Origin of the sequence: Rothia koreensis (genome assembly GCF_004136575.1) — a bacterium.
Taxonomy (GTDB): domain Bacteria; phylum Actinomycetota; class Actinomycetes; order Actinomycetales; family Micrococcaceae; genus Rothia; species Rothia koreensis.
On sequence record NZ_NOIQ01000035.1, the window covers coordinates 1 to 12,832 of the forward strand.

General features: G+C 66.1%; 8 protein-coding genes. 5 read left to right on the top strand and 3 right to left on the bottom strand.

The annotated features are described in order from the left end of the window. Nucleotides 1-214 precede the first annotated feature (214 nt). From EWU68_RS12630 to EWU68_RS12640, 3 genes are read left to right on the top strand one after another with little or no spacing between them, the layout of a single operon-like run. Nucleotides 215-1,723, top strand: a complete 1,509-nt coding sequence (locus EWU68_RS12630; protein ID WP_238692463.1) for a pyridoxal phosphate-dependent decarboxylase family protein — start codon at nt 215-217, stop codon at nt 1,721-1,723. Continuing rightward, complete coding sequence (locus EWU68_RS12635; protein ID WP_129316497.1) at nt 1,710-3,029, top strand: lysine N(6)-hydroxylase/L-ornithine N(5)-oxygenase family protein; 1,320 nt, start codon at nt 1,710-1,712, stop codon at nt 3,027-3,029. Before EWU68_RS12630 ends, EWU68_RS12635 begins: the two co-directional genes overlap by 14 nt. Further along, nucleotides 3,026-5,371, top strand: coding sequence for a GNAT family N-acetyltransferase (locus EWU68_RS12640; RefSeq protein WP_238692464.1), 2,346 nt, complete (start codon nt 3,026-3,028; stop codon nt 5,369-5,371). Before EWU68_RS12635 ends, EWU68_RS12640 begins: the two co-directional genes overlap by 4 nt. 12 nt (nt 5,372-5,383) lie before the next feature. Here EWU68_RS12640 and EWU68_RS12645 read toward each other — a convergent pair whose 3' ends face one another. Next, nucleotides 5,384-6,949, bottom strand: coding sequence for an alkaline phosphatase D family protein (locus EWU68_RS12645; RefSeq protein ID WP_238692465.1), 1,566 nt, complete (start codon nt 6,947-6,949; stop codon nt 5,384-5,386). 405 nt (nt 6,950-7,354) lie between these two features. Here EWU68_RS12645 and EWU68_RS12650 point away from each other — a divergent pair, with 405 nt between their 5' ends. Continuing rightward, the gene (locus EWU68_RS12650) at nt 7,355-7,789 is read left to right on the top strand and encodes a hypothetical protein (RefSeq protein WP_129316499.1); all 435 of its coding nucleotides are present in this window, start codon (nt 7,355-7,357) and stop codon (nt 7,787-7,789) included. A gap of 128 nt (nt 7,790-7,917) precedes the next feature. Here EWU68_RS12650 and EWU68_RS13555 read toward each other — a convergent pair whose 3' ends face one another. Both EWU68_RS13555 and EWU68_RS12660 read right to left on the bottom strand, forming a co-directional pair. Continuing rightward, a complete protein-coding gene (locus tag EWU68_RS13555) occupies nt 7,918-9,468 on the bottom strand; it encodes a YeeE/YedE thiosulfate transporter family protein (protein WP_129316501.1) in 1,551 nt (516 codons plus the stop codon). A gap of 92 nt (nt 9,469-9,560) precedes the next feature. Beyond that, nucleotides 9,561-10,811 (bottom strand): MFS transporter, encoded by a 1,251-nt coding sequence (locus EWU68_RS12660; protein ID WP_165162149.1) that lies wholly within the window; start codon nt 10,809-10,811, stop codon nt 9,561-9,563. A gap of 243 nt (nt 10,812-11,054) precedes the next feature. Here EWU68_RS12660 and EWU68_RS12665 point away from each other — a divergent pair, with 243 nt between their 5' ends. Continuing rightward, the gene (locus tag EWU68_RS12665; protein WP_129316505.1) at nt 11,055-12,296 is read left to right on the top strand and encodes an MFS transporter; all 1,242 of its coding nucleotides are present in this window, start codon (nt 11,055-11,057) and stop codon (nt 12,294-12,296) included. Nucleotides 12,297-12,832 lie beyond the last annotated feature (536 nt).

Sequence of the window (12,832 nt, forward strand, 5' to 3'; positions counted from 1 at the left end):
CCACACAACCGGCCGACCCCGCCCCACAGTGACAATTCGCATAGTCGAGCAACAAACTTTACTTCTCAAGTAATAATTAGCGAACTTTTCTTTCCCTCAAGGCATCCACGTGTCAAACACCCTGGGGTCGGGCGTTTTGCCGGGTAGAACGCCATGTTCACCTCTGCTAGCTTCTCTGAATGGATTCATCCTTTATGGTTAGGCTTACCTAAAATTGAGTGCAGTCAATACAGTGAAGAGGGGGCGTCTGGATCTCCTGGACGCGAACTCGACGGGTGAATACGTCGACCTCGTCTCGGACATGGCAGGCCGCGTCGCCGGCCGTCTCGGCGCGGCATCGGCCCCCGCAACCTCGACGCCGATCGACGAACTGCGGCGCCGCGTCGAGGACATCGACATGGATGCCGAACCCCTCGGCGGGCAACGGGTCCTCGAAGAAATCGACCGGTTGTTCCTCCAGGAGGCGGTCTGGTTCCACCACCCGGACTACCTCGCCCACCTGAATTGCCCGGTGGACGTGAACGCCGTGGCCGCAGAGACGGCGTTGGCCGCGGTCAACACGTCGGTGGACACCTACGACCAGTCCCGTATCGCAACCCTCATCGAGCGGAAACTGATCGACTGGACCACCGGCAAGATCGGTTTCCCCCAGGGTGACGGGGTCTTCACCTCGGGCGGGACGCAGTCGAACATGCAAGCCCTCTTCCTGGCCCGCGAGGCAGCACTCCACGGTTTCTCCGGGCGCCAACGCAGCGAACGACAGTCCCGACTCGTCATTCTGACCAGCGAGGAGAGCCATTTCAGCGTAGACAAGTCGGCGCTGCTCCTGGGCCTCGCCGACGACGCCGTGGTCACCGTCCGGTCCGACGTCGAGGGACGCTTGGACCCCGCGGCACTCGAGGAGAGCCTCAAGGGCGCCTTGAACGCCGGGAAGGTCCCCATGGCCATCAGCGCGACGGCCGGAACCACGGATCGGGGAATGATCGACCCGCTCCCCGACATCGCCAGGATCGCCGAGCGATACGACATCTGGTTCCACGCGGACGCGGCCTACGGCGGGGCGCTCCTGCTCTCCCCCACGCGCCGGGATCTCCTGTCCGGGATCGAGCGGGCACGGAGCGTGACCGTGGACTTCCACAAAGGGTTCTTCCAGCCCGTGTCCTCCTCCGCGCTGCTGCTCCGCGACCCGCGGGACTTCCGTCTGGGCACGTGGCACGCCGACTATCTCAATCCCGAGGAATCTGACGAGCCGAACCAGGTCGACAAGTCCCTTCAGACCACGCGCCGATTCGACGCGCTCAAGCTGTTCGCGACACTCCGCGGAACCGGGGCCGACGCCCTGGGCCGGGCGGTCGACCGCGTCGTCGATCTCGCGCACGAAGTGCACGAGGTGGTCGAGAAGCATCCCGATCTGCGTCTCGTCTCCGGATCGGACCTGTCGACCGTCGTCTTCCGGTGGCAGCCCGAGGGAGTGACCGATGTCGACGCCGACGCCCTGGTTGCCCCCATCCGACGCCACTTCCAGGAGGCCGGCAGCCTGCTCGTCGCGAAGACGGTCATCGCCAACCGGCCCTGCCTCAAACTGACCCTCCTGAATCCCGGCGCCGAACTCGATCGCATCGCCGAGCGCCTCGAGGAGATCGCCGCCACTGCCGCACGAATGCACGAGCACACCACGCGCCCGACCCCCACATACGAGGAGAGCCTGAATGAGACGAAGTGACCCCGCAGAACGCGTCCACGACCTCATCGGGATCGGGATCGGCCCGTTCAACCTGGGACTGGCCTGCCTGAGCGAGCCGCTCGACGACGTCGATGCCCTGTTCTTCGACGAAAACGACGACTTCGCCTGGCATCACGGAATGATGCTCGACGACGCCACGATCCAGGTGCCCTTCCTCGCGGACATGGTCTCCATGGCCGACCCGACCTCCAGGTACTCGTTCCTGAATTGGCTCAAACAGACCGGCCGGCTCTATCCCTTCTACATCCGCGAGGACTTCCACCCGCTCCGCCGCGAATACGACGCGTACTGCCGTTGGGCCGCGAACCAGCTGTCCGGTCTGCGCTGGCAGCACCGCGTCGAATCGGTCGAGTACCTCGAGGACGACGACGTCTTCCGGGTCACGGCGCTCTCCCCGCAAGGAGTCGAGAAGCACCTGGCCCGGAACGTGGTGACCGGCATCGGAACCGGCCCACGCGTCCCGGAGCCCCTCCGCGGCCTGGACCGGAACACTCGACACTCCTCGCGATTCCTGCACGAACGAGAGGATCTGCTCGACGCCGAGTCGGTCGCCGTCGTCGGCAGCGGTCAGTCGGCCGCCGAGATCTACCTCGACCTCCTGAACGCGCAGAAGGACCACGGGTACCGTCTCGACTGGATCACCCGTTCGCCTCGGTTCTTCCCGATGGAGGACACCAAGCTGACCCTCGAGCTGACCTCCCCCGAATACGTGCGTCACTTCCACGGCCTTCCGGAAGAAATGCGCGACCGGTTGGGACGCGAACAACGCGGCCTCTACAAGGGCATCAGCATGAGCACCATCGACGAGATCTACGAAACCCTGTACAGGGAATCGGTCGACCGCACCGTGCCGACGACACTGCTGGCCAATACGGCCGTCGTCGGCTCGGAGTACGACGCCGGCAACGACGAGGTCCGCCTGACCCTGCGCCACGAGGAGACGGGCGAGACGTCGGAGCGCACGGCCCAGCAGCTCGTCCTGGCCACGGGCTACGCCCCGCGCGACCCGGAATTCCTCGAACCCGTCGAGAACCTCATCGCACGGGACACGGCCGGGCGGTTCGACGTCGACCTGGAATTCCACGTCGACACCCTGGGTGGCCGCATCTTCGTGCAGAACGCCGAGGAGCACACGCACGGCCTCACGGCGCCCGATCTCGGCATGGGCGCATGGCGCAATGCCACCATTCTTCGACAGATCACCGGCCGGGAGGTCTATCCCATCGAGCGCAGCATCGCGTTCCAGGACTTCGGTACGTCCCAGGCCAAGGAGGACATCAAGTGACCACAACCCTCGACACCCCCCAGCACGGCGAGCAGATCACGGGCTCGCTGACCTTCCGTCCCGTCGACCCGGACGCAGATTCGCGGATCATCACCGACTGGCTGACGCACCCGGCGTCGCACTTCTGGGACATGCAGGAGACCACCCCGGAGAAGACGCGGGCCTACCTCACCGACATCGCCGCGGACGACGCCCAGAACGCGTGGCTGATCCACGACGCCGACGAGCCGATCGGGTACGCCGAAACCTACGATCCGGCCCGCGTGCTCCTGAGCGAGGTTTTCGACGCGCGACCCGGCGACGTGGGCATGCACCTTCTCGTTGCTCCCCCGCCGGAGGACCGGTCCCGTCGCCGAAGCGGCCTGACCGGGCGGGTGATGCGCGCCGTCCTCGACCACTGCGCCCGGGAGCTGGGCGCACGGCGCGTCGTCGTCGAACCCGACGTGCGCAATCACGCGATCGCAGCGAAGAACCGCGAGGTCGGCTTCCGAGTGCTCCGTCACGTCGACCTCCCGGGGAAGGTCGCCGCGCTCAGTATTGTCGAGGCTGACGACGCCGGCCGGCCCCTCGCCGCGGACCCCACGCCCCATCTGCACCCCGAGTCCATGGATGCGGCGCAACGCCACGTGGTCACGAAGGCCCTGGCCGAATTCAGCCACGAACACCTGATCCGACCGACCCGGATCGAGAACGACCTGTGGGAGCTGACCCTCCCCGACGGTTCGGTCTACCGGTTCTGCGCCGAGGTCCTGCCCCTCAATCATTGGGTCATCGACGAAGGTTCCGTCACCCGTCACGCCCAAGGCAGTGCGGAGGGCCTGCCGCTCGACGCGCAGGAGTTCGTGGCGCAGTTGCACGAGACGCTCGGAATCCCGGAGAAACTCCTGGGAACCTACCTCGAGGAACTCGCCTCGACCCTGGCCAGTGGGGCATTCAAGAACTTCCGTGGTGGCCCCACCGCGCACCAGTTGGCTCTGGGCCGGAAGGATGTCGACGTCGCTGCGGACTTCCAGCAGACGGAGTCGGCGATGACCGAAGGTCACCCGTGCTTCGTCGCGACCAATGGCCGCATCGGGTTCGGCCTGGACGAATTCCGCCGCTACGCCCCGGAGGCCGGTGCACGCTTCCGCTATGTCTGGGTGGCCGCACACCGGGAGCACACGACCCTGGAGGTCTCGCGTGCGGGCACCGAGGAGACGCATTGGGCCGACGAGCTCTCGACCGAGACCCGGCGCGAGTTCGCCGATCGCCTGACCGAGCTGGGCCTGAGCCCCGAGGACTACGTGTGGATCCCCGTGCACCCGTGGCAGTTCCAGCACCGGCTCGCGGTGAGCTTCGCCCCGGACATCGCCGCGCGCCGCCTGGTGGTCCTGGGTGAGGCATCGGACGAATACCAGCCGCAGCAGTCGATCCGTACGGCCTTCAACCGGGACCACCCCACGAAGTCGTACATCAAGACCGCCCTCTCGATCCAGAACATGGGCTTCCTGCGCGGACTCTCGCCCGCCTACATGCGTGCCACCCCGGCGATCAACGACTGGGTGGCCGAGCTCGTTCGCGGGGACGAGCTCTTCCGCGAACTCAACTTCGACGTGCTGCGCGAACACGCGTCGATCGGCTACACGGGCGACGCATACCACGTGACCGAGACCAAGTCCGACCAGCAGAAGATGCTCGCGGCCCTGTGGCGCGAAAGCCCTCTGCCGTTCCTGGACGAGGACGAGCGCATTCTCTCGATGGCGTCCCTGCTCCACCGGGATGCCCGCGGCAGGTCGGTGGTCACCGAGTTGATCCGTGCCTCCGGGACCGACGCTCGGACATGGGTCCGCGAGTACCTTGCCGCCTACCTGACACCCGTCCTGCACTCCGTGGAAGGGCACGACCTGGCGTTCATGCCCCACGGGGAGAACCTGATCCTGCGGGTGAAGGAGGGCCGCGTCGTCGGAACCTTCATGAAGGACATCGGAGAGGAGGCGGCGATCATCGGCGATCGTGACCTGCCGGAAGAGATCTCACGGATGCGCCACGTGATCGACGACGACGAAGCCGCTCAGCTGATCTTCACCGACGTCTTCGTGGGCGTCCTCCGGCACCTTTCCGGAATCCTTCACCGGGACGGTGTCCTCGATCATGCCGAGTTCTGGTCCCTGGTGAGGGAGAACGTGGACGCGTACCGGGCCCGCGGGCTCCCGCGTCGCCGTCACCTGGATCTTGAGGTTCCGGAGTTCCGCCACTCGTGCCTCAACCGTCTCCAGTTGCGGAACACCCTGGAGATGGTCGACCTCCAGGACGCCTCGGGCTCCCTGATTTACACAGGGAGCCTGAGGAATCCGATCGGTTAGCCCTGGGCCGAGTCACATGGGGCTCAGCCCCATCTGGCCCGCCCGGGTGTAGAAGCGTGCGGAAACCTGCTTGGGCGCCAGGTCGTCGCTCTGGACCCAGTCGACCGAGTAGAAGGTCGAGACCATGTCCTTGGGGGTCACGGTCACGTGGACGTAGCCACGACGGCCGTCGTAGTGCTTGACGTAGGGATGCTGGGTCCAGTCCGCGGTGTGCTTGTCGGTCACGGCGCCGTCGCCGTCCGAGGCGATCGAGCTGCACACGAGTTCGACGCCGGTCGTCCGGCTGTTCGGGTCCGCATAGTCGGCCTTGAGCTCCGCGGCCACGTGCTTGTGGATGTCCCCCGCCAGCATGACCGGGTTGGAGGCCTTGCTCATCGCCTCGAGCATCCGGGTCTGGGCTGCGGGGTAGCCGTCCCACATGTCGACCTTGTCGGGCGAGATCGGGGAGAGGACCACCCCGTTGGCCAGGATGTTCCAGGTCGCGGAGCTGGTCCGCAACTGGTTCGCGACCCACGCTTCCTGGTCGGCGCCCAGGATCGTGCGCTGGGGACTCGTCCGATCCACCTCGTCCACGGGTGCCGGGTCACGAAACTGCCGACTGTCGAGCAGCGCGAATCGAATCAGGTTTCCGACGTCGATCGACGTGGTGATGTCGCTCGTGTCGCCCTGCGGGAGGGCCTCGACGTCGAGCGGCATGTTCTCGTAGAAGGCCCGGTAGGCCGCGGCGATGCGGGTGCGGAAGTTCGGGTCCGGGGTGGACACCGCCGGGGTCTTGCCGGTGTAGTTGTTCTGCACCTCGTGGTCGTCCCAGATCACCGCGGCGGCCGCCCGGGCGTGGACGTCCTGGAGGTGCTGGTCGGTCTTGAACAGGGAGTACCGGAGCCGGTACTGCTCCAGGGTCACGGCCTCCACGGAGTGCGCGGGCCCGACGTCGGCCCCCTGCCGCCACATGTTCTCCGGAGTGATCCCGTATTCGTAGATGTAGTCGCCGAGGAACAGGACGAGATCGAGGTCGGGTTCCTGGGCGAGGTGTTTGTGGGCCGTGTAATGCCCGTGGTACCAGGCCTGGCAGGACACGAAACCGAAGGAGAACGTCGAGACCGAAGTCCCGGCGGCCGGCAGGGTCCGGAACCTGCCGACCCGGCTGATCTGGTCGCCCACGCGGAACCGGTAGAAGTACTCCGTGCCGGGCCGCAACCCGTCGACCCGCGGGTGGACGGAATGGGCGAGATCGGGTTGGGCGAGGGCCTCGCCCTTCTTTTCGACGCCGACGAAATTCTGGTCCCGCGCCACCTCCCACGTCACGGCCACGGGACTCTGCGGCATCCCGCCGCTTCCGTCCTCGGCCAGAGGCTGCGGGGCGAGTCGTGTCCAGAGGACGACGCCGTCCGGCCTCGGGGCGCCGCTGGCCACCCCCAAGCCGAACGGTGCAGTCAGTTGCGGATCCGGGGCCGCGACGGAAGCCTCTGCCCGGGGAAGATTCATGCCCAAGGCGAGAGCGGTTGCGGAGACTCCACTGAGTTGGAGCAGCTTTCGACGGCTCAGGCCTTGGTGCGACGATGGCGATGCGTGATGCACGGGGTCATACCTCACTGTCGTGTGTACTGGGGGATTGACCCGATCAAGCTATCCGTCGAGGTTTTCGGACAGGCAAACATTGGGAACGTATGCATTCATGGCGCTTTCACCTGGCCGTGGAGAGTTCTTGTATGGGCGCGAGGCCGGGCCGGCGTGCTCCGGACCATGCCGAGGCTGTGAATTCCCTCCAGGTTCGATAACGATCGAGTTACGGTCCGCTGACGACGCAGCCCATCGGCGTCGTGGTTCTCCCTTTTCGTCCCGGCCGTTCGCGGGTTATCAATCCGTGACCGACCGAACGCCACCATCACGGTCTCGTCTACCCCCGAAAATCGTGCGATAGCGTGAAAACGTCCTGCTGAGCCGCAAGGTTTCCGGGATCCATCGACAAAGGAGAGATGAAAAATGACCCGCACTCAGGTAATCAGCCGCAAGGTTTCCATGACAGCCGCTGGTGCCGCATTGGCCCTCTGCGGGGGAATGCTGGCGATGGGTCCGGCACACGCAGAGACTCCTGCCGCAAACGATGCCGGCGCGTCGCAGGATCAGGGCACCCACCAGGCGGAGGCCACCCAGCAGAGCGGTCCCGAGGTCATCAACCAGGCCGTACTGGTCAAGTCGGTCACCGACCCCACGGTCTACTACCTGAAGGTTCCCAGCCCGAACGGCATCGGTGAAGCACCGGCACCGGATGCGACCTACAGTGTCGACATCACGGTCGGCGGCCAGACCGAGCACTTCACGGTCGCCTCCGAGAACGGCCGCCTGGATCTCAAGGATTCCACGCTGGTCCAGAGCGCCCCGTTCGAACCCTTCGTCAACGTCAGCTGGGTCGGCTGACGCCTCAAGCCAGAACCACACTGAGGGCCGGCGCGGAACATGTTCCGCGCCGGCCCTCTTTCACATCTTTCATGTCGTGGGAGCGGCTTCCGCTCGCGGGACGATGACGGAGTCGTCCGCGGGCGGCGTCAGGCCTTGCGCAGGGTGATCTGCCAGCTCGCGTCGCCCTTCTCCCGGAAGTCGGTGATCTCGTGACCGTCCTCGGCCGCCCAGTGGGGGATGGCCTCGGTCGCCTGGGTGCAGTCGAAATCGATCACCAAATGGTCGCCGGAGTCCAGGGTCGTCATGACGTCCTTCGCGTCGATCAGCGGGAAGGGGCAGACGGCACCCAGGGAGTCCAAGGCGTAGTACCCGTTCCCGAGCTCGCGCAACGTCGACGAGGCCTGAGTTTTCTCCTTGATCCCGACGGCATCGGGGACCGCGGCGAACCCGCCGAAAACCGCAGAACCCGACGTCGTCCCCGCCCGTCCGGTGGCGACCCCCAACGGTTCGGAACCGACCGATCCCGAACCGATCGGAGCCGGATCGATCGACCGTCCGTCGGAGGCCACGGTCAGGGTGTTGTCGAGGCTCTCGCTGGTCGAGTACGTGCCGTCCTCCGAGCCTGACGCAGCGGTCGAAGTGGTGACCCCGTCGGTCCCGGTGGCGCCGGTGGCGCCGCGAGAAACGCGGGGCGACGTCGTCGGGCGAAGCCACAGCCTGGCCCCCAGTCCGACGCCGAGGGCGATGAACACGAGCGAGACCCACCCCTGGAAGGTGAAGAGGCCCGTCTGGACCATGCCGTTGCCCACGGTGCATCCGCCCGCGAGGGAGGCCCCGACGCCCATCATGATTCCGCCCGCGACGGACCGGGTTGCGGTCCTGGCATCCGGCACGCGGACGCGAAATTCGCCGCTGGCCTTCGCCGCCACGAAGGCCCCGACGAACAGGCCGAGCACCAGCATGACGCCCCAGTCGATCGAGCCGCCGTCCCCGGTCACCACGAACTTCACGATGTTGGAGGACGGAGTCGTGATGCCGAGTCCGTCATTGCGCCCAGTGGCCGCGGAGAGCGGCCAGGCAACGACGCCGATCAGGCCGATCAGGGCGCCGGCCGTGTAGAAGTGCAGCGGCCGCTTCCAGCGCGGGCGGTTGCTGGGTGTTGCCGGTTTGGCGATCCGACGCTCCTTGAGCAGGAAGTGCCGAACCATCAGGCCCGCCACCACGAGCACGAGGATCGCGAAGACCCACGGCGAGACGCCGAGGGCGGCAGGTACGGTGGTGAGCCCGGTGTCCCACTGCTTCATCCAGGTGGTGAATCCGCCCAGAGCGCCCTTCTTCATGGCGGCGGAGGACACGGCGTACATCGCCAGGGCGATCCAGGATCCGACCAGCCCTTCGGCCGCCCGGTACCACGTACCTGAGGCGCATCCGCCGGCCAGAACGATGCCCAGGCCGAACATGAGGCTTCCGACGACGACGGCGACGGGCGCGAACCCCTCGTACTCGGGGGAAATCACGCCGGCCGAGGTCAACGCTGCGATGCCCACGCCGTGAACGGCGATCACGACCATGAGTGCCGTGAACGTCCGCCACGAGCGTTGGAGGAAGATGTCCCTGAGCATGCCCGTCACGCAGAAGCGTCCGCGCTGCATGACGATTCCCAAGAGGGCGCCGACAACGAGTCCGGTGAGGATCATAGTGAACTGTCTGCTTTCATTCGGTGCGTCGATTGATCAGGTTGAAAGTACTCGCGCCCGGCCGACGACGTCGACAGTTCGGTAACCGGACGTCATTTGGCGACCGGGACGACTCCGGTGATCGGAACGGTCAGAGTCTGCGGCTCGAAACGCACGGCGTAGCGGGTCACGGGCGTGCGCCGGTCGGAGAGCACGTTGGCCCCGAGGAGGAACAGTCCGCCGAGCGCGAGCGCCGCCGCGATCCAACCGGTTGAGGCCCAGGTGCCACCGTTCGACATCGCCGTTCCCGCGAGGAACGGGCCGAGAGCGTTCGCGAGGTTGAACGCAACGTTGTTCATCGCGGCCGCCATGGTCTGGGCGTCGCCCGCTGCCATCATCAGCCGGGTCTGCAGCGGAACGACCATTCCCCCGCTGGCTCCGATGAGGACCATCGCGATCCCGGTGACCCAGGCGTTGCCGATCCCGACGGCGTAGAGCACCGCCGAGAGCCCCAGAAGCACCTGGAAAGCCATCGCGGCGGGCATCAGGATCTTGGCGTGGATGAACCCGGCGACGTAGCTACCGACTGTCGAACCGACTCCGTAGAGCATGAGGATCAGGGACATCGCCCAGCCGGGGCCCGCGTGGGAGCCCTCGAAGGCCGAGCTGAAGTACGAGTACACGGCGAAGATGCCGCCGAACCCGATCGCCCCGGTCACCAGGGTCAGCAGGACCTTGGGGTTGGTCAGTGCGGACAGTTCGACGCGCGAGTTCGTTGCCTTGTTCCCGGCCTGGTTCGGCACGGTGTTCCACAGCATGCCCAGGGCGATCGCGGAGATGACGCTCATCAGCACGAAACTTGCGCGCCAGCCGCCGAATTGCCCCACGAGGGTGAACAGCGGGACGCCGACAATGGTTGCCACGGTGATTCCCATTTGCACGGTGCTCACGGCGCGGGCCTGCTTGGTGGGCAGGTTGATGCTCGAGGCCGTGACCATGGCCAGGCCGATAAAGGCTCCATGGGGAATACCGGAAACGAACCTCCCCACGACGAGCCAGGACATCGACGGCGCCGCCGAGACGAACAGGTTCCCCGCGGTGAGCAGGAGCAGAAGGGCCAGGAGCAATGGCTTGCGAGGCCATTTGGCGCCCACGGCCGAGATGACCGGCGCGCCCAGGACGACGCCGAGGGCGTACGCGGTGATGATGTGCCCTGCGGTGCCCTCGTCGACGCCCATCTCGGAAGAGATCGACGGCAAGAGAGTCATCGAGGCGAATTCGCCGACCCCGAAGGCAAAAGTACCGACCGCCAGCAGGACGGTGACGAGTCGAGTATTGGATGAATTCCGATTCAAAGTGAACATACGGCTTGCCGACATGATCCCTCCCTTCTCAAACAATGTGGGCGGCCGCGAGAACCCGCGACCTCGCAGAACAACTGCGAGCGCGGGGGGTTTATTTCTGGTTCGAATGAAATTTGGGTGTGAATTCGGCCATTGTGTCGGGGGCCACCGATTCCGACGTCGTGCGCGGCGGCTCGGTCGGCCGCAGATGGCCAGCATGAGAGCCATCCGACGAGCCCAAACGCCGCGAGTAGGGTGGAAGCCATGCTCCGCCCCATTTTCTGGCCGGTTATCGTGCCTTCCCTCTTGTTCGCGATCGGGGTGGGGTCCACCGTCCCGGTGCTGATCCTCTCGGCGTTGAGTCTGGGCGCCGGCGGTGCTCTTGCCAGCGCCGTCGTGTCCCTGATGGGCGCGGCGAGCCTCATCCTGACGGTGCCGGTGGGGGTGCTGATCGACAAAGTGGGCGACCGCCGGGCCATGATCTTCGGAACCGGTGCGGCCGTGGTGGTGACCGGCCTGTTGGTGCTTTCCCTGAGCGGTTCGCTTCCTGACCCGTTCGCCCTGGTCATGTACATCGTCCTGCTCATGCTGCTCGCACCGGTCCAGGACATATGGAGTCTGGCCCGGCAGGCCGTCGTCGCCGACAAGATGCCCGCGATGCACATGGGCAAGGCCATGACGGCACTCGGTGGGACACAACGTGTGGGCAACCTGGTGGGGCCGATGATCAGTGCAATGCTTCTGCTGTGGTTCCCGCTGTGGTCGGTCTACGTGTTCAGCGCGATGTGTGCGGTGCTCGCCGTCGTCGTTCTGTGCATTCCCGCGCTCAACCGCGGGTTCGACGCGATGGAATCCACGAGCACCGCGACGACGCCGACCGCCGCCCTCGCCGACCCGAACGAACCCGCGCCCCGGAAACTGCAGGTTCGGTGGAAGGCCGTGCTCCTGGCCGGTATCGCTGTCACGATTCTCTCGATCGCCCGGGCGGCCCAACCGACCCTGATCCAGCTGTGGGGCGTCCACATCCACCTGCACGAGTCGGGCATTTCCTTGCTGGTCGCGTTGGGGGCGGCGCTCGAACTGGTCCTGATGTTCCCCGGCGGGTACATCAAGGACCGCCTCGGACGCACTGCCGTGCTCATCGTGTGCCTGGTGGTCTTCGGTGGTGGATTCCTGATCATGAGCATCCAACCGGTCCTGGTGTGGACGATCATCGCCGTGGTCGTGATGGCCGTGGGCAACGGTCTGGGTGCAGGGGTCAATATGACCATCGGCGCCGACCTCAGCCCCAAGGTCGGACGGGCCAAGTTCCTGGGCATCTGGGCCGTCTTCAACAATTCGGGGAAACTCGGCGGGCCCGCGATCGTGGCCCTGTTGCTCAGCCTCGCGTCACTGCCCCTGGCCGTGGTCGCGACCGGGGTGCTCACCATCCTGGGCGCCGTGTGGGCCGGGGTCTTCGCCCGCCCCATGGACCTGCCGAAGGGGATCCAGAAGCGCAAGGCCTGAGGCCGGGTCGGGGGTGGCGTGCCGGCGCCGAAGTGGCAGTTTCGTGCGAGCCCCGGCGTCGAGGTGGCAATCCCGTGCAACATTCCCGCCGAAGTGGCAATCCCGTGCGATAAACGCCCCGGTTTCCGCACAAAACTGCCACCTCGGCGAAAAAACCGCACGAAAATGCCACCTCGAGGGCAGTGTCACGGCCGGGCGCTCGAAAAGTAGGTGCGACGGGCGGTTTCGACGGTGACTGCCGCCTGCATTCTTGAGCGGCGGCGCTGGCAACGGGTATTCGGCCTTCCTCCGCTCCTCCCCCAGGGCCTCCGAGCCCGACGCCGACGCCGAAGTGGCAGTTTCGTGTAGCCCCGGCGTCGAGGTGGCAATCCCGTGCAACATTCCCGCCGAAGTGGCAATCCCGTGCGACAAACACCCCGATTTCCGCACAAAACTGCCACCTCGGCGAAGAAACCGCACGAAAATGCCACCTCGGCGCTGGAACCGCACAGACCTGCCACCTCGAGCCCTGTCCGCCCCTGCCCCCCCTGCCGACC